Source organism: Arenibacter sp. F20364 (assembly GCF_023015905.1).
Lineage (GTDB): Bacteria > Bacteroidota > Bacteroidia > Flavobacteriales > Flavobacteriaceae > Arenibacter.
Genome location: NZ_JALKBD010000001.1, coordinates 58,998 through 81,322, shown reverse-complemented (window position 1 = coordinate 81,322; position 22,325 = coordinate 58,998). Strand labels below are relative to the sequence as shown.

Here is a 22,325-nt window from a genome sequence, read left to right as displayed (position 1 = left end):
GAGAGGTATAATAAATGTGCTGTATTCTAACTATTGTTAACTCTTATGCAAGATTCGCGGTTTGTTTTTTAATCAGGGGACAGACTTTTTTGATACCGAAACAATCATCATTTAGATTACTATTTTATGGGAATGGGCTAAACGAAGAAGGGCTATTGATTATCTTTAGGTAACATTAATCTGAATGCAAGATGTTGAAGTCCATCATCAAATTATTGAAAGTGCTTTATAGTAGGGTGTTACAGAGCATAGCGTTTTATCCGGTGCTCATCGCATTTGGTTTTTTTCTGTTTGCTTTGCTGATGTTGGAGTTTGAAAGTTGGAATTTGGCCAAAACCATTAAAGAGCGGACTCCTTATTTTTTTATTGGAGATTATGAAACTGCAAGAGCTATTTTAACCACACTTATAGGGGGCATTCTTTCTTTGACCGTATTTAGTTTTACTATGGTCATGGTAGTACTGAGCCAAGCCTCATCTAATTTTTCACCAAGGCTATTGCCCAGTTTGGTTTCTAACAAAAGACATCAATTAATTTTAGGAGTTTACATAGGTACACTTCTATATTGCATTATCGTCTTAATTTTTCTTGGCGCTAAGGGGTTGGATAGCGACTTGGTAGGATTTTCCACCATGTTAGCCTCAATTTTCGGGGTATTTTGTGTTGGATTGTTCGTTTATTTTATACATAGTATTTCCACATCCATTCAAATTCAAAATATTATAGACAATATTTTTCGATCTAGCGCGAGATTTTTGGACCAGGAATACGAAGACTATAAAGCTTCAAAAGTAGGACTTAAAGCACTGCAGTTGGATAATCTGGAGGACTTTGAAACAATTTATTCACACAAATCCGGCTATTTTAGGGGATTTGACGCATCGTTGATAAGTGATTCCTATTATGAAAAGGGCGGCTACGTAGAAATCCTGCCTTATGTAGGCAAGTATTTGTATAGGGGAATGCCCCTATTGCTGGTTAAGAAATCGATTGAAGCCAAGGAGGTAGAAGGTTTATTATTGTGTGTTAATCTGTCCAATAACCGCAATGACCAAGATAATGGTATTGGCGGATTTATTAAATTAATGGAGATAGCGGTCAAGGCCATGTCCCCAGGGATCAATGATCCGGGAACTGCTATTGATTCTATTAACAAATTGGCCCCCTTACTTATGAAAACGATGAGGTTTCCAAACAAAACATCCAATTCTTTGAGGGAAGGAAAGATGATTCTGGTTAAGAACAACCTTATGGCCAAAGAATTAATGCAAATGATTGTTCAGCCCATCCGCTTGTATGGAAAAAAAGATAGCTCTGTAGTACTGGCCCTTTTGGGAGCTTTAAAATATATTTTACAGGATATCAAAATTTCAAAGGAAAATAAAGAAGTGGTGGAAAAGGAATTGCAGGCCTTAAGAATGGATGTTGAGGAAAGTATTACCAATAAATTGGACAGGGAAAATATCTTGGCTTCGATTTAGAATGACCCATTACTGAATAAAGTACTGAACAATGTAATAGTAACATCTTAGCTGTTTTAATTAAAATTATTAAACAAAAAAGTAGAATGGAAAATATAGAATCTGTAAGCCCCTATGATGGCAAGCGATTGGGAAAATACAAAGAATTTTCAGATGAAGATATCAATAAAGTCTTGGATAAGGCGCAACAGGTCTTTCCAGGCTGGAAAAATGAAAGCGTGGAACATAGGTCTGGACTGTTAAAAAAACTGGCAAACGCATTGCTGAAAAATAAAGAATTCTATGCCCAACTAATGTCCAAAGAGATGGGAAAACCTATAGCCCAGGGTATTGCAGAAATTGAAAAATGTGCATGGGTCTGCGATTTTTATGCCAAGAATGCCGTTCGGTTTCTGGCAGACGATCTCATAGATACTGAAGCGGACGAAAGTTTTATAAGTTATGACCCTATTGGCTGTGTATTGGCTATTATGCCTTGGAACTTTCCATTTTGGCAGGTTATCCGTTTCGCGGCACCCACTCTAACTGCCGGTAATACCGTAATATTAAAACATGCAAGTAATGTTCCTGGTTGTGCCGCAGCCCTTCAAGCGCTTTTTCTTTCGGCGGGTTATCCCCAAGGTAGCTTTCAGTATGTACTTGCGGACCATAAACAGCTAGAATCAATCATAGGTAATTCAATTGTCCAGGGGGTAACCCTTACAGGGAGTGAGAAGGCAGGAAGGTCAATTGCGGCCCAGGCAGGAAAGCATTTGAAAAAATGCGTTATGGAGCTTGGTGGGAACAATGCCTGTATAATTTGGGAAGATGCCGATTTGGATAAGTATTTGGATACTATGGTAATGGCCAGAATGCAAAATACCGGTCAAAGTTGTATTGCTGCAAAAAGATTCATAGTGGTCGAAGCCATATATGAGGAGTTTCTAGCCAAATTTTCCAAGAGAATTCAGACCCTGAAGTCTGGAGATCCGTTGGATAAACATACGGATATAGGAGTAATGGCCAGGGAGGACTTGGCAAAAACCTTGGAGCAACAAGTCAAAGATTCCTTGGATAAAGGAGCTCAAGTTAAGTTAGGAAACAAACGTGACGGTGCCTATTACGAACCTACGGTTCTTACTGGGGTAGTCCCTGGTATGCCCGCCTTTGATGAAGAGCTTTTTGGCCCGGTGGCGGCTGTTGTTATAGCAAAAGATAGGCAAGAAGCTATTGCCTTGGCGACAAGTTCTAAATTTGGTCTGGGGTCCATGCTTTTCACCGAGGATATAAAATCTGCTAGGGAGATAGTTGGGGATATACCGGATGGTGCATTTTTTATCAACGAAATGGTGAAATCCGATCCAAGGTTACCTTTTGGAGGTACAAAAGCGTCGGGATTTGGTCGTGAGCTTTCCATAGAAGGTATTTTGGAGTTTGTGAACAAAAAGACAGTTTATATAAGAAAGTAAAAGTCTAGTCTGTACCCCATCTATTTTTAAACGCAAATTCGTTTTGGGGCATACGTCGTCTTTCTCTAATTTCTTTTTTCTGAAGTTTTTGAGGCAGATCATCCAGTTCCCCACCATAGTATCCGATGGCAACCGCCGATACAATATGGAATTCTTCCGGGATATTGAAGACTTGTTGGGCTTTTTTATGGTCTAAACCGGCCATATGGTGCATGGCTATGCCCATGTACTGTGCCTGTACCGTCATCCCTCCCAATCCAAGGCCCAAGTCATGAAGGGCATGGAAATTTTCTTTTCCTTGATCAGTTTTTTTATGGAATGCCGTTAGCATTAGTAGCGGGGCATTTTTGGCCCAAGTCTTATTGGACTCTGTTAGGTTATCAACAATTTTTTCATAGGCCTCTGAACCTTTTTCCGCATAAAGGAATCGCCATGGCTGTAGGTTGTTGGAACTTGGTGCCCAACGTACAGCTTCAAATAGTTGATGTAAATGTTGTTCGGTAACCTTTCTATCCTTAAAAATCCTAGGGCTGTATCGCTGTTTAAGGAGTGCAAATATTTCGTAATCGGAGTCTGCAATATTTTCTAACTGAATTTGTTCTGGAGCTGTCATATTTTTTGTTTTAGCATTTTTCTGTTATTAGGGTTCTATTTCTTTTCGATTAAATTGGCCGATAGGGGTAAGGGTTGTACCAAAGCTATTTCTTATTGTGCAGGTATTCTGCTCTTAAGAAAATTTACTGGACTTGCTCTGGGATTTGGTTTCATTGGTTTTTCTTTTTTATCAAAAAGCCCTCGATTGATTTTACCTTAATTGGGGAAACAAACTTTATGGCTTAGCGCGGCTTATTGGGCTTTTTTGTTCTAAATTTTTTTGAGTTGTTTTTGCTGCCCATAATGGGTGTTAGAGATGTCTAGACCATTATTTGTACGATTCCCAAACTAATCGCCAATGAAGATTTTAACTAAGGCAAATCTTAAATTCTCTATCAATATTAATAACTTGGTTATTGATTTATTGACCCAAAACCTATAATCTTTGATTCTTTCAACAATGATTTTTGGTGGGTTTTCTGGGCTAAATGGGAATTAGCCCGAATATTTTACGGGCGCTGTATCTTGGCTAATCGAAAAAGTGCCGGGAATAATGGGTGAGCTATTTTGACATTGGCTTGCTAAAAAATAGAAAAGCATTCGGTACTTACTAAACCTAGTTCAGATCCAAAACTTTCGTTTCATTCTCAGGAACCCGATGATAATACTGATATACATTAATAGGATCAATAAAAGGTGCATTCTTCTTAAATGAACATATTCATTTATTTGGTAGGTATAATTATAAAATCTAGAGGCTTTGATGGGGGAATAACCTACATAAAAAATTAATAGCCCAATGCTTATCCATTTAATACCTGTAAACCTATAGTCCAATGTTTTACTATTATTGCGGTGCTCCATGAAGAAGAGTACAATGCATATTATAATGGCCAACGCTCCCGCCAAATAACTATAAACCTGTGATTCTAGTTTAAAGCTTTGAAAAAACGGATTAATTAAGGAGACCAATAGATAAAATATGGCGGCAAATATTATAAATTTTCTATACTTTTTGTTGCCAATGTAGCTCCAATACACATAAAAAAAATAGCTAAAAAAGACCAAGTTGTAGATATTGTAAATAATAACATTGTGCCTAATGAAGGAGGAAAAAATGGAAATATGGAATACCTCATAGTGCTTTGTAAAATACCCCAATAATTCCGTTAGGAAAGTGTACATTAAAAGTATTGGAAAATACTTTAAAGGAGTACTGTAATATTTTGGGTATTTTATTAAAGCGATTAATAAGGTTACAGCATAGAGAGGTTGACTGGAATTCTCTAAAATAGTATCCAATATTTCCATTGTTGCTTCGATCTGGGGTTAATTGGTCTTGTTAATCCTCATGATATGGTGGTGGAACCATATTGGCTTCGTTTAAAACCAGACTTTTATTTCTGGCGTAGAATGGAGTAGGGGAAGCGCTCGGCATAAATGAAGCCTCAGATTTACTTTCCCCGGACTGCATCTTGTCCATTGCTCCATCTTTTTTGGGTTCCAAATTATCTGTCAGTAATACGGGGACATTTTTGCCATCGTCCTCCTCCCTTATATAGAATCCGTATTCCCTATCATTCCTGTCCTTTACAGCAGGGATGATAAAAAATGAATTTTGTTTTGGATGTTTTATTTCCCTGCCGTCTTCAAAAGTTTTTTTATCAGGATAATTGGAAAAATAAAAACGCAGGGAGGATATCTCAACATTGGCCTTTTTAGCCTCTTGTTCAATGTAGTTCATGTACTCCTTTATGGTCTTGTAGTCATAATAGCCAAAACGTGCCACATCAAATTTCTTCTCCGGCGCAAGTTCATTTTCGTAGTTTTCAATTAGGCCCACCCTTCGCTCTCCGTAGGCGTCGTACATAATTTTGGCTTGGGTTACCGTAACGATCTGTTCCGGAGCCTTAACTTCCATCGGTTCAGGTTCGGTCACTGGTGTTTTTTCCTTTTTTTGCTCGCAGGAAGTGAAGCCAAAAATAATAAGGGCCCCAAAGCATAATTTTGCCTGAATTCTTTTTAGGTTTTTCATAAGTTAAATGTTTACAATTAGTTGTTAATTAAAGTAATTATTTAGTGGTAAGCGTTGGGGGAAAACACTTGTTAAATTATTGGTTAAATTACTGATTATTGTACATCTAAAAAAATCACTTAAAAAATAAGTACATTTTTACTTGTGGGGTGAAAACAAAAAAATCCCATTCGGCTAACAAGCCAAATGGGATTTTAAGACAGTCCCTTATTTTACAGGGGTAATGCTTATGGGTTCTATTGATTCATGGTCAACAAAAACTCTTCGTTGTTTTTGGTCTGCTTGAATCTTTGTTCAATAAATTCCATGGCCTCTACCGGATTCATGTCCGCTAAATACTTTCTCATGATCCACATTCTTTGAATCGTGTTTTCATCCAGTAAAAGGTCGTCCCTTCTTGTACTTGACGATGTAAGATCAATGGCCGGGAATATTCTTCGATTGGATATTTTTCTATCCAATTGTAATTCCATGTTACCAGTTCCTTTAAATTCCTCAAAAATAACTTCATCCATTTTAGAGCCAGTTTCAGTAAGGGCGGTAGCTATAATAGATAGCGAACCTCCGCCTTCAATATTACGGGCTGCACCAAAGAAACGCTTTGGTTTATGAAGGGCATTGGCGTCAACACCTCCACTTAATACTTTTCCTGAAGCAGGTTGTACCGTGTTGTAGGCACGGGCCAGACGGGTAATGGAATCCAATAGGATAACTACATCATGACCACATTCTACCAAGCGTTTTGCTTTTTCAAGAACAATATTGGCAACACGCACATGTTCTGTGGCTTCTTTATCAAAGGTAGAGGCAACAACCTCTCCTCGAACATTTCGCTGCATGTCCGTAACTTCCTCCGGGCGTTCATCTATTAGAAGAATTATCTGGTATACTTCTGGATGATTGGCCGCAATACCATTTGCTATATCCTTCAAAAGCATGGTCTTACCAGTTTTGGGCTGGGATACGATCATACCTCTTTGACCTTTGCCAATAGGACTGAACAAGTCAATTATTCTTGTGGAAATGGTACTTTGCCTCTCGGCAAGATTGAATTTTTCCTGTGGGAATAATGGGGTCAAATGTTCAAAAGAAACTCTATCCCTAACTATCTGGGGATCTATTCCGTTTATTTTATTGACCTTAATAAGTGGGAAATACTTTTCACCTTCTTTGGGCGGACGTACATTTCCAAGTACGGTATCTCCGGTTTTTAGGCCAAATAGTCTAATTTGTGACTGGGATACATAAATATCGTCCGGTGAAGAAAGATAGTTGTAATCCGAAGACCTTAAAAACCCATAGCCATCCTGCATAATATCCAGCACACCTTCACTTTCAATAATACTGTCGAACTCAAATTCCGGTTCTTTGTATTTGTTTTTTAGGTCTTTATCAAAATTGCTGTTGTTTTTGTCAACATTGCTTTTTTGATGGTGGGGATTTTTCTTATGCTGTGGCTTGTTGGCTTGTTGGGTATTTTGTTGGGTTGCATTTTGTTGTGGTGCACCTTTCTGAAATTCCTTTTTCGCCTGAACAGGATTACTGTGTTGGCGCGGTTTTCTTTCACGTTTGCCGTCCTCTTTCTTTTCTTCAACAACAGTAGAGGTCTCTTTGGGAGTATTTGTTTTTTCTGTTGTTTCAACAGGTTTCCTCTCTGGTTTGTTGGGTGCGGCAGCTTTTGTCCCCGCTTCTTTTGGCTTGGACTTGACTATTCTAGATCTTCTAGGTTTGGGAGTATTGCTTTCCTCTGTAGTTACATCGGTTCTTTCTTGAACAATTTTTGGATTCGATGCTTGTACATCCAAAATTTGATAGACTAAATCGAGCTTTTTCAAAGTTTTAAACTTGGCAACATTTAGGCCCTTGGCTATTTCCTGAAGCTCAGGAAGCTTTTTTGATTTTAAATCTGAAATCTCAAACATTAAGTTTTGAATAAATTATACTATTACGAAAATATGAAGTGTATGTTGTACTTGTTTTTTGGATAATAAAGGGAATGAGATCCCCTGTTGGTAAGTAATCTGACTTATAACGTAGCAATATTACAAATTATTTTCAATATTAAGGTGATAATTTTTAAAAAGACGCTTATTTTTGCTTTTAAATTGGTTTAAAAAGTATGATTCAAAGAATTCAGACAGTTTATTTAATCGTAGTTATAATATTAGGGGCGGTTGTTCCGTTTTTTGTAAATCTATGGTCTGATGCTGCTGGAAATGAAATATTCGCGGAGAATGAAGTGTTTATTTCAATTGCTTTTTATGCCGTGGCGGTCCTTGGACTGGTGGGAATAGTTTTATATAAGAATAGACAAAATCAATTTGTAGTGAACAGGTTGAATATGATATTGAATCTTTTTTTACTAGGATTTTTCGTTTACCGATCACTAAACTTATCCGGAGAAACTATTGTTTCTGAGAAGGGTATTGGGATGCTGATTCCTGTATTTTCTATCGTTTTTTTAGTCCTGGCCAACAGGGCAATAAAAAAGGATGAAGATCTTGTAAAATCTGTTGATCGATTGCGTTAAGCCTAACATCTTAGTAGTATTAGTGCGTGAACCCGGGGTAGTGCCCGGGTTTTTTATTAGTGAAACTCTGTTTTAAAAAGTGGCTTGCAGCTAATTTAAAGCAGTTAGTGAAACTAATCCCGCCGAAAAAAGCGTGATATTTAGGTTATATGCCTAGAAGCTTGTTTCATTGACTTATTTTTTTCCCATACAAAGCCTCCCGGGCTTGCCCCGAAGTTTTTACAGGCAATAGATTATTCCATCCAAATTCTAAATTCCCTTACCTCATTCCCGCTTGTGATTATTTTACCCCCTTTTCCCCAGTTCTATTATTTCCAGATCCTTAATATTCTCCTTGTCTATGGCAAATCGCAGCATGGTCCGTATTTGGTGAAAACCATGGATACCACATGCTCCGGGGTTCATATGTAAAAGGTTTAGTTTTTTGTCCCACATTACCTTTAGGATGTGGGAGTGTCCAGAAATAAAGAGCTTTGGCGGATTCGTTTTTATCTCTTCCCTGATCCGTACATTATATTTGTTGGGATATCCACCAATATGGGTCATCCAGACATCAACATCCTCGCATTTAAACCTGTTGTCCAACGGATATTCCAACTGGATTTTATGTTCATCTATGTTTCCATAGACTCCTCTTACGGGCTTTATTTTTTTTAGGGTGTCCATTACCTCTAAAGTCCCTATATCCCCGGCATGCCAAATTTCGTCTGCCTCCTTGGCATATTTCAATATTTTTTCGTCCAAATGGCTATGGGTGTCCGAAAGCAACAGTATTTTTTTCATATTACGATTTGAAATTAGCAGGCTGGCAAAGTTAATGGTTTAAAGGTTTTGCAAAGTATGCTATGGAGATCAATTGAAAGGGGTGGAGTCAATTTATTATTGCAAAATTATTTAAAGCCTCCCCTGCCAATGAGTGTCCATCTTGTTAGTTTACTATATTACTTAAACTGTATTTTGAAGCCCAGTATTTTTTTCTGCCTTAGAAAAAGTATCTTTGCCAACCATATACTAAATTTTTCCTTTGAGATATTTCGTCCAATTTTCTTATCAAGGCAAGTCGTATCACGGTTGGCAAAAACAGCCCAATGCAATAAGCGTGCAGGAGGTTTTGGAAAATGCTTTTTCCTTACTTTTAAGGGAAACAGTGTCTTTGGTGGGGGCCGGGAGGACGGATGCTGGAGTCCACGCCAGGGAAATGTTTGCACATTTTGATACTGATGCCCATTTCAGCAATATGGAATTAATCCACCGTTTAAACGCTTTTCTACCGGAAGATATAGCGGTTATTGGAATATTTTTAGTTGGGGCAGATGCACATGCCCGTTTTGATGCCTCGGAACGTACATATGAATATTGGGTGGTTCAAAACAAAGATCCCTTTTTAGTGGATGCCGCCTATTATGTGAAATATCCGTTAAATATAGAGCAGATGAACGAAGCTGCAGCTATTTTAGTGGCTCATAAGGATTTTGAGTGTTTTTCAAAGTCCAATACCGATGTAAAAACTTATCTCTGCGATCTTAGAAAGGCCCAATGGGAAAATGAGGGAGGTAGGTTGATTTTTACCATAAGCGCCGATAGATTTTTGCGGAATATGGTACGAGCCATCGTTGGAACCCTTATAGATGTTGGTCAGGGCAAATCCACCCTGGCGGACATAAGATCTATATTGGCCAGCAAGGATAGAAGTGAAGCAGGGGTGTCGGTGCCTGCAAAAGGATTATATTTGACAGCAATAAAATATCCAAAAAATATTATTGATTACAATGGATAAGGATACGGGGAAAGCATTTGATTATAGATTGTTTAAGCGATTGCTTAGGCATGTTAGGCCATATTTAGTGACTTTTTACGGAGTTGCCATAGCGGCAATACTTCTATCAGGTTTTGCGGTACTTACGCCTATCTTGGTGGGGGAGATAGTTGATAATGCCATTACCAATAGGGACGGTCAAAAATTGTTGAGCTTGACCTTGATCATGGTGGGTGTTTTGATAGGGGAAGTTTTGAGCCAGCTATATTTTAATTATTATGCCAATTGGTTAGGGGAGTCGGTAATAAAGGATATACGGATAAAACTTTTTAACCATCTTATGGGGTTCAAGATGAAGTATTATGACAATTCCTCCATAGGCCTATTGGTGACCCGTGCGGTGACGGACATGCAACGGATAGGTGAGATTTTTAGTGAAGGATTTTTTGTAATAGTATCGGACCTACTTAAAATGTTGGTAGTGGCAATAGTAATGATTGTCGCCAATTGGAAACTCTCATTAATAGTATTTGCCGTATTACCGATCATTTTGTACGCTACGCGCTTGTTTCAAAAGGCTATGAAGGTCGCTTTTATTGAGGTTAGGGCACAAGTGTCGAATCTAAATTCCTTCGTGCAGGAACGAATCACCGGAATGAAAATAGTACAGTTGTTTACTAGGGAAGAAATAGAGAAGGAAAAATTTAGGGAAATCAATGAAAGACATCAAAATGCCTGGCTAAAAACAGTATGGTACAACTCCATTTTTTTTCCGGTTGCTGAAATTGTATCCTCTATTACCGTGGGATTGATAGTGTGGTACGGGGGATTGCAGAATGTCGCCAACATAAGTAAGGAGGAATATGGAACCATTTTCATGTTTATACTGTTATCCAGTATGTTGTTCCGTCCGTTGCGTCAAATTGCGGATAAGTTCAATACCCTTCAAATGGGGATGGTGGCAGCGAACAGGGTGTTCAAAATATTGGATACCGACAGTAATATTGAAGATGCAGGAACAATAGATAAAGCAGGCGTTAAAGGGGATATTGACTTTAAAAATGTACACTTCGGCTATTTGGAAAATGAAGAGGTGTTGCACGGAATTTCATTTAAGGTCAAAGCGGGAGAGACGATAGCCATTGTAGGGGCAACGGGAGCTGGAAAATCGACTATTATTAATTTGCTCAATCGGTTTTACGAAATTAATTCCGGCGCTATTTTGATTGATGGGGTTAATATTAAGGACTATAAATTACAATCCTTAAGGTCTAAAATTGCAGTAGTTTTACAAGATGTATTTCTTTTTGCCGATACCATTGCCAATAATATATCCCTCAAGAATGATGCAATAACCATAGCGCATATGGAACAGGCCGCTAAGCAGATAGGGGTGCACGAGTTTATTTCAAGTCTTCCAGGGGGATATACCTATAATATTAAGGAGAGGGGAACCATGCTTTCCAGTGGGCAGCGGCAGCTGATCGCCTTTTTAAGGGCCTACGTAAGCAATCCTAGTATTTTGGTGTTGGACGAGGCTACTTCATCGGTAGATACTTACTCAGAACAATTGATACAGCGTGCTACGGAAAAAATCACAGAGGGACGTACTTCCATTATTATAGCCCACCGATTGGCAACCATTAAAAAGGCCGATAAAATATTGGTGATGCATGACGGATTGATCGTAGAAACCGGAACCCATAAAGAACTATTGAAACAAAAAGGGTACTATCAAAACTTATATGAGGCCCAATTCTTGGCGGAAGAGGTAGTTTAGGAATTCATAAATAGCACTACACTAGATCGGATTTGATTAAACTGGCCAGTTCGGCCAAATCCTTAAACAATACAAACTCCCCATTTTTAATATAGGAGATTAGGCCCGTTTCTTCGCTGACGATTAGCGCCAGGGAATCCGTTTTTTCGGTAATGCCAACGGCGGCCCGATGTCTAAGACCAAAACGAAGTGGTATGGACCGTTCATTTGAAACAGGTAGGATTACGCGGGTGGCCACTATATAATTATCCTCAATAACGGCGGCTCCATCATGTAAGGGGCTGTTCTTATAAAAAATGCTTTCCAGAATGGGCTGGGTGATTTCTATATACATTTTATCGCCAGTCGATTTAACGAAATCCAAGGAATTATTTCGGGCAATAATGATCAGGGCACCGGTTTTGGAACTTGCCATTTTCTCACAGGCAGCTAAAATAGCGTCTACATTGGTCCCAATAGTCAGTGCGTCTTCCTTTAGGAATTTAAAATGTTTTAAAAAGTTGCGTTTGGAGGCAAGATTGGTAGATCCTACCATTAACAGAAATTTTCGGATTTCCTGTTGAAAAACAATGATAAGGGCAATTAGTCCCACTTGCATAAAACCCCCGACCATACTACTGATCATTTTCATTTCCAAAACTTCGGTCAGTTTCCAAAACGCCCAGACGATAACGATACCAATAAATATATTAATGGCTACGGTTCCCCTAACTAATTGGTAAACATAATACATTAGCACAGCCACCAAAAAGATGTCTATAATATCGGTAACACTAAAATCTAAGAAGTTTAAAAAATCCAATCTTGTGGTTTTTGTAAAAATAGGAAATAAGCTATAACCTCAAATTAATTTCGAAAAAATGTTTTGGCCACTTTTTCAACAATTTTCTGATAATCAAGAATTCAAATTGATCCCTAGTGATCACTGGTTCCGTCAATGGCATTAAATAAACGAATACATTCCATAGCCTCCTTAACATCATGTGCCCTTAATATGTGCGCACCTTTGTTGAGTGCGTACATATGTAAGGCCGTGCTTCCGTTCAAGGCATTTTCAGGAGTGGTTTTAAGTAGTCTGTAAATCATGGATTTCCTGCTAATACCCACCAAAATGGGTAGGTCCAGCGCATGTAGCAATTCCAATTTTTTCAGAATTTCATAGTTCTGTTCCATGGTCTTTGAAAATCCAAAGCCTGGGTCTATAATAATATCCTTAATGCCATAAGTCCGTGCCTCGGCTACTTTTTCCGAAAAATAATAGCGTATATCTCCTAGTAGGTTTTCGTAATTGGTTTTGCCCTGCATGGTGCCGGGAGTACCTTTCATATGCATCATAATATATGGAGCTCTATGCTTCCCTACTACTGGTAACATATTAGAATCAAGATTTCCGGCGGATATATCATTTATTATTGCCGCTCCAAGGTTAAGGCATTCATCGGCAACCCTACTTCTAAAGGTGTCTATGGATAAAAGAATTTCCGGGAAAGCCTTGAGCAATAATTTTACGATTGGAATAATGCGTCCCAACTCCTCTTCTTCATCTACATGGTCTGCACCCGGCCTTGAACTATAGGCCCCAATATCTATTAAGCTCGCCCCATTGGTCAGCATGGTTTTTACCTGGGCAATAATGTCTGCTTCGTTCTTGTATTTGCCGCCATCATAGAACGAATCCGGGGTAATATTGATGATACCCATTACTACGGGCGTGCTCAGATCCAATAAATTACCTTTACAGTTAATAGTCATGTTATTTATTTGATAAATGGGAGTAAAACTTTGGGTAGTTAAGTTTAAACCTCGATTTTTGAATAGTTTAAAATTTTAAGCGAAATTTACACAAATTAGAAAGATTAAATGCATAATACTTCCGAGCAATACAATGCCGTTATTAAAATTTGTAGGGACCTTTTCCTGAAAAAGATGCAAGATTACGGCAGTGCATGGCGAATTCTAAGGCTTCCATCACTTACAGATCAAATTTTCATCAAAGCACAGCGCATTAGGAGTTTGCAGGAAAATGAAGTGCGCAAGGTAGATGAGGATGAGGTTTCAGAGTTTATTGGGATTATTAATTATTCCATAATGGCATTGATTCAAATCGAAAAAGGGGTTGTAGATCAGCCAGATCTTTCCCCTTCGGAAGCGGTGGCCCTATTTGATAAACACATTGCTATCACCAAGACCTTAATGGAAAATAAGAACCACGATTACGGGGAGGCCTGGCGGGAAATGAGGGTAAGTTCCCTGACAGATTTAATTTTGCAGAAGTTGTTGCGCGTAAAGCAAATAGAGGATAATAAAGGAAAAACGTTGGTTAGCGAAGGCATAGATGCCAACTATCAGGATATGATCAATTATGCCGTATTTGCAATGATACATCTGGGACAAAAAAACAGGTCCTAGATTTCCATAATTCGATATTGGAATTTGAAGTAAATCCAGTGATAATATCGCTATTGAAAATAATGATCAAAGTTTATGTCCAAATTAGATTTGGTTTAACAAAATATTTAAAATGGAATTGTTTTAGCATATGAAATATATAGTGGCATTGAGTCGAATTATTGTCGGCATTTTATTTATCATTAGTGGATTTATTAAATTGAACGATCCGGTCGGATTTTCCTTTAAATTGGAGGAATATTTTAGTCCCGGAGTGTTGGATTTGGATTTGCTAATGCCTTATGCCTTAGGAATTTCCATATTTGTGGTTGTTTTGGAGGTATTGCTAGGGGTTATGCTGTTGATCGGTTTTCGGGCTAAAATTACTATTTGGAGCCTACTTTTAATGATCGTCTTTTTCACATTCCTAACTTTTTACTCTGCCTATTTCAATAAGGTTACTGACTGTGGATGTTTTGGTGATGCCATAAAGCTGACCCCTTGGGAGTCCTTTACCAAGGATGTAATTTTATTAGTGCTTATAATTGTTCTTTTTTTAGGAATAAAGTATATCAAATCGCCTTTTGGGGATAGGGCTCAAAGACTTATTGTTGGGCTTAGTTTGCTGTTTAGTGCTATCTTTGCCTATTATGTGCTTAATCATTTGCCTGCTTTGGATTTTAGACCTTATAAAATTGGGGCCAATATTGAAGAAGGCATGAGCGTTCCAGAAAATGCACCTGTTGCCATTTTTGATTATAGTTGGAAGTTTAATGTAAATGGAGAAGAAAAAGTGGTGGTTACCAACGGGGATTACCCTTCTGTTGATGGAGAGTTTATTGGTGTGGAAACCAAAGAAATTCAAAAGGGATATGAGCCCCCTATCCATGATTTTACTATTGAGCGAGACGGGGAGGATATGGCCATCTCCTTATTGCAGGAGCCTAAATTGGTTATGGTAATAGCTTATGATTTGGCCAAGAGCCATTACGGAGCATTTCGGGAAATAAAGGAAGTAACCGATAGGGCCATGAAGAATGGTTTTAAGGTAATAGGAATGTCGGCTTCCGGAGTGGATTATACTCAAAAAATGAAAAGCGAATATCAATTGGGTTTCGATTTTTATTTTACTGATGAGACTACCTTAAAAACCATTGTGCGGTCCAATCCAGGGGTGTTGGTGTTGGAGCAGGGTACTATTATCCAAAAAGTTCATTACAACGACTTGGGGGATCTAAAGTTTGAATAGTCTAAGTGGAGAACTTTACAATACACAAAGAAAATCACCCATAAATAGTATAAGAGAACAACATAAAATAGAATCAAAATGAGAAGTAAAATAGTAGCAGGTAATTGGAAAATGAATAAGAATTTGGCGGAAACGGAAGTGTTGTTGGCAGAACTTTCGGCTAAACTTCCGGAGACCAATGCAGAAGTAATGGTGGCACCAACATTTGTAAACTTGGCCGCAGCGGTCAATAAATTAGAAACGTCTACTATTGAGGTAATTGCACAGAATATGCACTTTGCTGAAAATGGGGCCTACACTGGAGAAATATCTGCTGATATGCTGTTGGGGGTTGGTATAGATACCGTTATTATAGGTCATTCTGAAAGAAGGGCTTATTTTGGGGAGACCGATGACATTTTATCCAAAAAGGTTGTTGCTGCCTTGGCAAAAAATATGAGGGTAATGTTTTGCTTTGGAGAGGAGTTGGAAGACCGTAAGTCTGGAAACCACTTTAAAATTGTGGAAAGTCAATTGAAAAATGCCTTATTTTCTTTGGATGCGGCAGACTGGAGTAAGATCGTCCTTGCCTATGAGCCTGTATGGGCCATTGGAACAGGAGAAACAGCCTCCCCGGAACAAGCACAGGAAATGCACGCCTTTATTCGTAAGACCATTACAAATGCCTATGACGCAGGCATAGCAAACAATGTTTCCATACTTTATGGCGGTAGTGTAAAACCTAATAATGCCGTTGAGATTTTTTCTAAGCCGGATGTTGATGGTGGTTTAATAGGGGGAGCATCACTGGTAGCGGACGATTTTGTCGCTATAATAAAGGCAATAGCATAGTATTTAATTTATGCCCAGGCCAGGTGAAATTTATGTTTTACAAGGATTTTGGGTAAGCAATAAGATTGTAAAGGCCCGTTGAATCATCAACGGGTTCTTTTCCTATATTAGGGTATCCATATTAATTTGTTTCAGTCAAAATGTCGAATACGATATATTTAGAGTATAACTTTAAGGTAGAGCCTGTTCAGCCAGCTTCGGATATTCTTATTGCCGAATTGGGAGAAGTTGAATTTGAAAGTTTCGTGGAAACTGAAGATGGGGTTCAGGCCTATATCAAAAAGGAAGATTGGTATCCGAATATCCTGGACGACCTACATATCCTTACTAATCCCTTGTTTAATATAGATTATGATTTTGTAGAGATTGAGCAGGAGAACTGGAACGCTACTTGGGAAAGTAATTTCAACCCTATTCAAGTTGGGCAGCAATGTATCATTAGAGCGCCCTTTCATGAAAAGCCCGAGGTAGATTATGATATTATTATAGAGCCAAAGATGAGTTTCGGTACCGGCCATCACGAAACTACCCATATGATGTTACAGCATATCTTGGATCATGACTTTACCGGAAAATCCATTTTGGATATGGGAAGCGGAACTGGGGTTTTGGCCATTTTGGCGGCCATGAAGGGAGCCAGTGACGTAGATGCCATAGATATTGATAATTGGTGCTATCAAAATGCCAAAGAAAACGTTGATCGGAACAATTGCAGCCATATTAATGTCTATGAAGGGACTGCCGACTTATTGGTGGACCAGAAATACGACATTATCATAGCCAACATAAACAGAAATATTTTGTTGGAAGACATTCCTGCCTATGTGAAATGTCTAAAAAATGCCGGTATTTTGTTCTTAAGTGGTTTTTATAAAGAGGATATTCCGCAGATTTCGGAAAGATGCGAAGCTGTAGGGTTAAAATTTAAAAAAAATCTGGAAAAGAATAATTGGGTTGCGGTAAAATATGTATTTTAGAAGGTATTAAAAAATGAATTCTATGAGTACGAAAGAAAAAGTCTCGGAAGAATTACTTTTGGATGAGGAGACGATAAAGCAAAATGAAATTGTTTTGTTCAATGATGACGTTAATACTTTTGACCACGTTATTGAAACATTAATAATGGCCTGTGACCACACTCCGGAACAGGCGGAGCAATGCTCGCTAATTGTCCATTACAATGGTAAGTGTACCGTTAAGACTGGAGAATACAACGATCTAAAGCCAAGGTGCAGTAAGCTCTTAAATGCGGGTTTAAGCGCAGAGATCGTTTAAAGGGATTATTTGAAATAGTTAATTTCTTCGCCAAAAGTGATTCACTTTTTTGGAAATTTGGCTTGGCAATTACTGAAAAAAGCAATTAAGGCCAAAATGGTGCCACAATCATTTATATTTCTCTTATTATGGTAATTGGATCAAATTATTTTTTTTAATTCAATTTCCAATTTTCACAACGGAATTTGCTTAATGAGGCAGTTTTTTCATAAGTACCCCATAGGCAAAAGTACCCAATAGTGCTCCTGCTATTACGATAAGCATACTAAAAACTCCGGTGCCCACCAGAATGAACATGGGCCCTGGGCAAGCACCAGCCAAAGCCCAGCCAAATCCAAAGATGGTGCCACCAAGAATATATCTCGTTACTCCTTTATCTTTTGGAATCAAGTCTATTTCCTTTCCTTCAGTACTTTTGACCTTAAATTTTTTGAAAAGCCAAATAAATAGGATGCCAAGGAATACCGCGGAACCAATAATTCCGTACATGTGGAAGGATTGAAATTTGAACATTTCATAGATACGGTACCAGGATACTGCTTCCGATTTTACAAGAACTATTCCGAAGAATACCCCTACCAACAAGAATTTTAAGAATTTCATTTCTTTTATGCTTTCTACTTTTGGCTGAAATTTTTTTGTTCCACCTAAAGCTGATTATTATTTAATTGATACATGCAAGAGAATTATTTTACTCCTTTCTACAAATGATTTTCCATTGAAAGTCGTTTTTAAGACCCGAAAATAAGGGGTAGAATAAAGAACGTCATTATTAGGCCACCTATAAAAAATCCTATCACGGCTATAAGTGAGGGCAATTGAAGGTTACTCAGACCGGTAATGGCATGTCCCGAAGTACATCCGCCTGCATACCTTGTGCCAAAGCCCACCAAAAAACCGGCTATGACCAATATCAAGATTCCTTTAAGGCTCAATATATTTTCCCATTTGTAGATCTCAGGGGGTAAGAGGGTTTCGCCAACCTCATTAAACCCTAAGGCGTTTAAATCCGAAATGGTCTCGCTGCTCAATGCAATCGCTGAACCATCGGATAAATATTGAGTAGCAATAAACCCACCAAGAACAGCACCGAGAACAACGGTCAGGTTCCAGCGATTGGCCTTCCAATCGAACCTAAAGTAATCAGAATATTTCCCTGCACCACCAATGGAACATAGTGTTTGTAGGTTGGACGACATGCCGAAAGTTTTGCCAAAATATACCAAAAGAAGCATCACAAAGGCAATTAAAGGCCCGGATACATACCAGGGCCAGGGTTGAAGTATATAATCCATATTATTTATTAAGATGCAAATATAAAGGTATCTAAAATTCTCTGTGTAACAATTGTTACACAGAGAATTTTAGAGCTTGAAACACCCTCTAATTTAATTAAGAACTATCTCGTCCACAAATAACCAACTTTTTCCTCCCGGGTTGGTGTGCCAGGAAGGGTTCCTGGTCTGACTAATCACCTCTATCTTTACGAAATTGGATTGCGTTGGGGGTATGTTGATGTCGAAAAATTGGAATTTAGTATCGGAGTTGGGTTTTTCCGTTGGAACTTTCTCCGTGTGTACAAGCTTAAAATTATTGCCATCCATAGATACCCATACCTTGAAACCAGTTGGGTAAAAGATCCATTTTTCAGGTGAAGAAAATGCCCCTACCGATACCGTAGATATCAATTCTTCTTTCTGTAGCTTTAAGGTGGCGGCAAAACTACTGCCTTCGTAACCAATCCAATTGCCATCGATAAAATTGCTGGTTCCCCTTTTGAGATCAATTAAGGTATTTCCGCCATTGCCCTTGTATTTTTCATTGGGTTTGTTGTTTAGGGTAATGGAATTGGGTAGAATATTCGATTTTTTAAAACTTACCGTTCTGACCGGGCTTAATTCCCATCCGACTTTATGGCTAACAGCTTTGACCAGGGTGGAATTGGTAAGCAAAATAGGTTGGTCGTATTTAGTGGAAGTGGTGTCGGGTTCCGAGCCATCCAAGGTGTAGTATAGGTCTACTCCCTTATAAAAATAATCCATTTTAATTTCCATGGAATCCCGAAAGAAATCCGTATCTGCAATTATGGAAGGTGGTTCCAATCCAGTGGGGGTAAAAAGATCCTCATTAATACTTACAACTGTTACAGCCTTTAATTTACTACTATAGCGATCTAGAGCTTCCTTGGTTATTTTGGAATTCCAGGGATATAATGTTTTTAAACTACTTAGGCCAGTTAATTTTTCCAGACCTTCATCCGTAATGTCCGTACCATAAATATTGAGGGATTCCAGGTGTTTCAGATCCCGTATAGACTCCATAGACTTATCCGTAATCTTGGTGTTTTGCAGTTGTAGTTTGGTGAGATTCGTAAAGGACGATAGAAGTGCAGAAATGGTGTCATTAAAATTGGAGTTGGCCAAATTGAGTTCAACAATATTTTCGGCATGTTCTTTTAATGCTTTAAGATCGTTTTTCCCTAGACTTTTATTGCCGGACAAGTTTGCTATCAATAGGGGATTTTTTTCCGCCAATTTTGTAATAATGGGTTTATTGCTGTTTATGGAGGCCAACCAGTCTTCGGGAACCATTGCCACTTCTTTTGCAATAAGCGCCCTTGTGGAGGTGTCTTCTTCCAAGGAATTTAAAATATCACTGATCTTTTCTGTTTTATCCAAAGTCCCGGCCACACAATCAAAGCAATTTTCATGGCTCAACCACCATTCCAATAGCGCAATTTCATGACTTGTAAGTTGTACTTTTCCCTTAGGGGGCATATGATCATCATCTTCCATCGGTAGTTTAATATGATGTATCAATCTCGGTGATTCCCCTTCGTCTGCCATTAATAAACTACCCGAGTCACCCCCAAGAAGTAGTTGCTCTTTGTTGGTCATTACCAAACCTCCTTTGATCTTATTGGGATTGTGGCAACTTACACACTTGTCATCCAGAATAGGCTGTACGATATCGTTAAATACCAGTGCTTTGCTAACGTCGGTAATAACAATTTTTTTGGTTTCTTTATTTTTATAAAGATAGTCCTCCCCATGGGTCATACTCCCCCCATAATGTCCGGTTAGGCCTAAAAGAACTATTACGACGACAAAAAGGGGTAGGTATACATTTTTAGACCAGGCCTTAGGGTACTTTTTAATAAAATATAAAAGGGTACTGCCTACAGCCAATCCAACGGCCATCCAGCGGTGCCTAAACAATAAGGTTTCATCATAACCGCCATCTTCACCCAATAACCAACCACTGGCCACGGATAGTACTGTGCTCACTGCAGCAATGGCAAGGGAAAAGTTGATAATATTGTTCTCCGTTCCGGTATCTTTCTTTCTAGAGTATAGTTCTATTAAAAAGGCCAATACCAATATGCCTATGGGCAAGTGTACCAATAGAGGATGTAAACGACCAAGGCTTATAATCTGTAGTATCATTCTTTGGTTTATAGGTTTAGGTTAGAATATCCTTTACGATATGTCCCTCCACATCTGTTAATCTAAACCTTCTTCCCTGGTATTTGTAGGTTAATTTTTCATGGTCTATGCCCAATAAATGTAACATTGTAGCCTGGAAATCATGGACATGGACAGGATCTTTTACGATATTGTATCCAAAATCATCGGTTTCCCCATAGACCATGCCGGGCTTAATGCCACCACCTGCCATCCAGATGGTGAAAGACCTAGGATGATGGTCCCTACCATAATTGGTATCTGTTAGAAGCCCTTGGGAATAATTGGTCCTTCCAAACTCTCCTCCCCAAATCACCAAAGTGTCCTCCAATAACCCACGTTGTTTTAGATCGGCCACTAGTGCTGCTGAAGCTTGGTCTACATCTTTGGCCTGTTTGGCAATGGCTCCTGGTAGATTGTCGTGTTGATCCCATCCCATATGGTACAATTGGATAAAGCGTACATCCTGTTCCGCCAATCTTCTGGCCAAGAGGCAATTTGCCGCGTAGGTACCGGGGATTTTGGCATCTGGCCCGTACATCTCATAGATATAATCGGGTTCGCTGGCTGTATCCATCACATTGGGGACAGAGGTTTGCATCCGATAGGCCATTTCATATTGGGCAATTCTACTTTTTATTTCTGGATCACCGGATTCTTGATAATGTTTATCGTTTAAGGCGGCTAAATTGTCCAACATTTCACGTTTAACCTCTTTGGTAATACCCTTGGGGTCATTTAAATACAATACAGGATCCTTGGCTGCCCTGAATTGGACCCCTTGGTGCAGGGAATGTAAAAATCCATTGCCCCATAATCTAGTATATAAAGGTTGTCCATTGGGTCTACCTGTTCCTCGGGACAATAAAACCGTAAATGCCGGGAGGTTTTCATTTTCACTACCCAAGCCATAACTCAACCATGAACCAATACTGGGTCTTCCGGGTTGTTGGGAGCCAGTTTGAAAGAATGTTACTGCAGGGTCATGATTGATGGCCTCTGTATACATAGATTTTATGATGCATAGGTCGTCCACCATCTTGGCCGTGTATGGCAAAAGTTCACTGATGTGGGTGCCGTTCTTGCCGTGCTGATTGAAATTGAAAAGAGATCCTACCAAGGGAAAAGAATCCTGACCGGCGGTCATACCAGTAAGCCGTTGTCCGTTCCGTATAGATTCGGGGAGATCTTCCCCACGGCGTTTGTTTAACAGAGGCTTATAGTCAAAAAGTTCCAATTGGGAAGGTCCACCGCTTTGAAACAGGTAGATTACCCTTTTAATTTTTGCAGGATGGTGCAGCGAGTTTAGTATGCCCTTAACTCCGTTTAAACTATCATCCTTGGTAAGTATGCCGTTTTTATCCTTTCTAAATAGGTTGGCACCTAAAAGGGATGCGAGTGCAACCCCGCCCACGCCCAAGGCTGTTTTGCCTAAAAAAGACCTTCTGTTCAGAATCAAGGATCGTTCCTCTATAATTTTTTTTTCGCTCATGA

Annotated in this window: 21 protein-coding genes; 10 read left to right on the top strand and 11 right to left on the bottom strand. The window is 38.9% G+C overall.

Annotation, left to right across the window (positions count from 1 at the left end; all coding sequences use genetic code 11):
• Positions 1 to 191 precede the first annotated feature (191 nt).
• Positions 192 to 1,481: a DUF2254 domain-containing protein gene (locus MWU84_RS00285; RefSeq protein WP_246896256.1), complete on the top strand. Its 1,290-nt coding sequence runs from the start codon at positions 192 to 194 to the stop codon at positions 1,479 to 1,481.
• An 86-nt stretch (positions 1,482 to 1,567) separates the two neighbouring features.
• Complete coding sequence (locus MWU84_RS00280; protein ID WP_246896249.1) at positions 1,568 to 2,929, top strand: NAD-dependent succinate-semialdehyde dehydrogenase; 1,362 nt, start codon at positions 1,568 to 1,570, stop codon at positions 2,927 to 2,929.
• 4 nt (positions 2,930 to 2,933) lie between these two features.
• Here MWU84_RS00280 and MWU84_RS00275 read toward each other — a convergent pair whose 3' ends face one another.
• From MWU84_RS00275 to rho, 4 genes are all read right to left on the bottom strand, one after another.
• Entirely contained in the window at positions 2,934 to 3,542 is a 609-nt protein-coding gene (locus MWU84_RS00275) for a nitroreductase family protein (RefSeq protein WP_246896246.1), read from the bottom strand.
• 602 nt (positions 3,543 to 4,144) lie between these two features.
• Positions 4,145 to 4,834: a hypothetical protein gene (locus tag MWU84_RS00270; RefSeq protein ID WP_246896244.1), complete on the bottom strand. Its 690-nt coding sequence runs from the start codon at positions 4,832 to 4,834 to the stop codon at positions 4,145 to 4,147.
• A gap of 31 nt (positions 4,835 to 4,865) precedes the next feature.
• Positions 4,866 to 5,558 carry a hypothetical protein gene (locus tag MWU84_RS00265; RefSeq protein WP_246896243.1) on the bottom strand — a complete coding sequence of 231 codons (693 nt, stop codon included), beginning with the start codon at positions 5,556 to 5,558 and terminating at the stop codon, positions 4,866 to 4,868.
• Between the two features lie 236 nt (positions 5,559 to 5,794).
• Positions 5,795 to 7,480, bottom strand: a complete 1,686-nt coding sequence (rho, locus tag MWU84_RS00260) for a transcription termination factor Rho (protein ID WP_246896240.1) — start codon at positions 7,478 to 7,480, stop codon at positions 5,795 to 5,797.
• A 197-nt stretch (positions 7,481 to 7,677) separates the two neighbouring features.
• Here rho and MWU84_RS00255 point away from each other — a divergent pair, with 197 nt between their 5' ends.
• Positions 7,678 to 8,088, top strand: a complete 411-nt coding sequence (locus tag MWU84_RS00255) for a DUF4293 domain-containing protein (protein ID WP_246896237.1) — start codon at positions 7,678 to 7,680, stop codon at positions 8,086 to 8,088.
• A gap of 285 nt (positions 8,089 to 8,373) precedes the next feature.
• Here the strand turns inward: MWU84_RS00255 and MWU84_RS00250 are convergent, their stop codons facing one another.
• Entirely contained in the window at positions 8,374 to 8,871 is a 498-nt protein-coding gene (locus tag MWU84_RS00250) for a metallophosphoesterase family protein (RefSeq protein WP_246896229.1), read from the bottom strand.
• A 241-nt stretch (positions 8,872 to 9,112) separates the two neighbouring features.
• Here MWU84_RS00250 and truA point away from each other — a divergent pair, with 241 nt between their 5' ends.
• Entirely contained in the window at positions 9,113 to 9,865 is a 753-nt protein-coding gene (gene truA, locus MWU84_RS00245) for a tRNA pseudouridine(38-40) synthase TruA (protein WP_246896225.1), read from the top strand.
• Entirely contained in the window at positions 9,858 to 11,624 is a 1,767-nt protein-coding gene (locus MWU84_RS00240; protein ID WP_246896223.1) for an ABC transporter ATP-binding protein, read from the top strand. Before truA ends, MWU84_RS00240 begins: the two co-directional genes overlap by 8 nt.
• A gap of 16 nt (positions 11,625 to 11,640) precedes the next feature.
• Here the strand turns inward: MWU84_RS00240 and MWU84_RS00235 are convergent, their stop codons facing one another.
• Complete coding sequence (locus MWU84_RS00235; protein ID WP_246896220.1) at positions 11,641 to 12,426, bottom strand: diadenylate cyclase; 786 nt, start codon at positions 12,424 to 12,426, stop codon at positions 11,641 to 11,643.
• Positions 12,427 to 12,539: 113 nt separating this feature from the next.
• Positions 12,540 to 13,376, bottom strand: coding sequence for a dihydropteroate synthase (gene folP / locus MWU84_RS00230; RefSeq protein ID WP_246896217.1), 837 nt, complete (start codon positions 13,374 to 13,376; stop codon positions 12,540 to 12,542).
• Between the two features lie 108 nt (positions 13,377 to 13,484).
• On the opposite strand from folP, the gene MWU84_RS00225 reads away from it, so the two are divergent.
• The 5 genes from MWU84_RS00225 (at position 13,485) to MWU84_RS00205 (ending at position 17,367) form a co-directional block, all read left to right on the top strand.
• Positions 13,485 to 14,033 carry a DUF1599 domain-containing protein gene (locus tag MWU84_RS00225; RefSeq protein ID WP_246896215.1) on the top strand — a complete coding sequence of 183 codons (549 nt, stop codon included), beginning with the start codon at positions 13,485 to 13,487 and terminating at the stop codon, positions 14,031 to 14,033.
• Between the two features lie 130 nt (positions 14,034 to 14,163).
• The gene (locus MWU84_RS00220) at positions 14,164 to 15,261 is read left to right on the top strand and encodes a BT_3928 family protein (protein ID WP_246896213.1); all 1,098 of its coding nucleotides are present in this window, start codon (positions 14,164 to 14,166) and stop codon (positions 15,259 to 15,261) included.
• 78 nt (positions 15,262 to 15,339) lie between these two features.
• Positions 15,340 to 16,092: a triose-phosphate isomerase gene (tpiA, locus tag MWU84_RS00215; protein ID WP_246896211.1), complete on the top strand. Its 753-nt coding sequence runs from the start codon at positions 15,340 to 15,342 to the stop codon at positions 16,090 to 16,092.
• A 140-nt stretch (positions 16,093 to 16,232) separates the two neighbouring features.
• A complete protein-coding gene (gene prmA, locus MWU84_RS00210) occupies positions 16,233 to 17,069 on the top strand; it encodes a 50S ribosomal protein L11 methyltransferase (RefSeq protein WP_246896208.1) in 837 nt (278 codons plus the stop codon).
• Positions 17,070 to 17,091: 22 nt separating this feature from the next.
• On the top strand, positions 17,092 to 17,367 hold the full coding sequence (locus tag MWU84_RS00205; RefSeq protein ID WP_246896206.1) for an ATP-dependent Clp protease adaptor ClpS: 276 nt from the start codon (positions 17,092 to 17,094) through the stop codon (positions 17,365 to 17,367).
• A 189-nt stretch (positions 17,368 to 17,556) separates the two neighbouring features.
• On the opposite strand, the gene MWU84_RS00200 is transcribed toward MWU84_RS00205, so the two are convergent.
• From MWU84_RS00200 to MWU84_RS00185, 4 genes are all read right to left on the bottom strand, one after another.
• On the bottom strand, positions 17,557 to 17,970 hold the full coding sequence (locus MWU84_RS00200; RefSeq protein ID WP_246896203.1) for a DUF6691 family protein: 414 nt from the start codon (positions 17,968 to 17,970) through the stop codon (positions 17,557 to 17,559).
• 128 nt (positions 17,971 to 18,098) lie between these two features.
• Complete coding sequence (locus MWU84_RS00195) at positions 18,099 to 18,662, bottom strand: YeeE/YedE thiosulfate transporter family protein (RefSeq protein ID WP_246896200.1); 564 nt, start codon at positions 18,660 to 18,662, stop codon at positions 18,099 to 18,101.
• A gap of 93 nt (positions 18,663 to 18,755) precedes the next feature.
• The gene (locus tag MWU84_RS00190) at positions 18,756 to 20,813 is read right to left on the bottom strand and encodes an FN3 associated domain-containing protein (RefSeq protein WP_246896197.1); all 2,058 of its coding nucleotides are present in this window, start codon (positions 20,811 to 20,813) and stop codon (positions 18,756 to 18,758) included.
• 16 nt (positions 20,814 to 20,829) lie between these two features.
• Positions 20,830 to 22,323, bottom strand: a complete 1,494-nt coding sequence (locus MWU84_RS00185; RefSeq protein WP_246896195.1) for a DUF1501 domain-containing protein — start codon at positions 22,321 to 22,323, stop codon at positions 20,830 to 20,832.
• Positions 22,324 to 22,325: the final 2 nt, after the last annotated feature.

Bases quoted from the DNA above. Each gene is read 5' to 3' on its own strand.
- MWU84_RS00285 (WP_246896256.1), top strand. From the start codon at position 192: ATGTTGAAGTCCATCATCAAATTATTGAAAGTGCTTTATAGTAGGGTG.
- MWU84_RS00280 (WP_246896249.1), top strand. From the start codon at position 1,568: ATGGAAAATATAGAATCTGTAAGCCCCTATGATGGCAAGCGATTGGGA.
- MWU84_RS00275 (WP_246896246.1), bottom strand. From the start codon at position 3,542: ATGACAGCTCCAGAACAAATTCAGTTAGAAAATATTGCAGACTCCGAT.
- MWU84_RS00270 (WP_246896244.1), bottom strand. From the start codon at position 4,834: ATGGAAATATTGGATACTATTTTAGAGAATTCCAGTCAACCTCTCTAT.
- MWU84_RS00265 (WP_246896243.1), bottom strand. From the start codon at position 5,558: ATGAAAAACCTAAAAAGAATTCAGGCAAAATTATGCTTTGGGGCCCTT.
- rho (WP_246896240.1), bottom strand. From the start codon at position 7,480: ATGTTTGAGATTTCAGATTTAAAATCAAAAAAGCTTCCTGAGCTTCAG.
- MWU84_RS00255 (WP_246896237.1), top strand. From the start codon at position 7,678: ATGATTCAAAGAATTCAGACAGTTTATTTAATCGTAGTTATAATATTA.
- MWU84_RS00250 (WP_246896229.1), bottom strand. From the start codon at position 8,871: ATGAAAAAAATACTGTTGCTTTCGGACACCCATAGCCATTTGGACGAA.
- MWU84_RS00240 (WP_246896223.1), top strand. From the start codon at position 9,858: ATGGATAAGGATACGGGGAAAGCATTTGATTATAGATTGTTTAAGCGA.
- folP (WP_246896217.1), bottom strand. From the start codon at position 13,376: ATGACTATTAACTGTAAAGGTAATTTATTGGATCTGAGCACGCCCGTA.
- MWU84_RS00225 (WP_246896215.1), top strand. From the start codon at position 13,485: ATGCATAATACTTCCGAGCAATACAATGCCGTTATTAAAATTTGTAGG.
- MWU84_RS00220 (WP_246896213.1), top strand. From the start codon at position 14,164: ATGAAATATATAGTGGCATTGAGTCGAATTATTGTCGGCATTTTATTT.
- tpiA (WP_246896211.1), top strand. From the start codon at position 15,340: ATGAGAAGTAAAATAGTAGCAGGTAATTGGAAAATGAATAAGAATTTG.
- prmA (WP_246896208.1), top strand. From the start codon at position 16,233: ATGTCGAATACGATATATTTAGAGTATAACTTTAAGGTAGAGCCTGTT.
- MWU84_RS00205 (WP_246896206.1), top strand. From the start codon at position 17,092: ATGAGTACGAAAGAAAAAGTCTCGGAAGAATTACTTTTGGATGAGGAG.
- MWU84_RS00200 (WP_246896203.1), bottom strand. From the start codon at position 17,970: ATGAAATTCTTAAAATTCTTGTTGGTAGGGGTATTCTTCGGAATAGTT.
- MWU84_RS00195 (WP_246896200.1), bottom strand. From the start codon at position 18,662: ATGGATTATATACTTCAACCCTGGCCCTGGTATGTATCCGGGCCTTTA.
- MWU84_RS00190 (WP_246896197.1), bottom strand. From the start codon at position 20,813: ATGATACTACAGATTATAAGCCTTGGTCGTTTACATCCTCTATTGGTA.
- MWU84_RS00185 (WP_246896195.1), bottom strand. From the start codon at position 22,323: ATGAGCGAAAAAAAAATTATAGAGGAACGATCCTTGATTCTGAACAGA.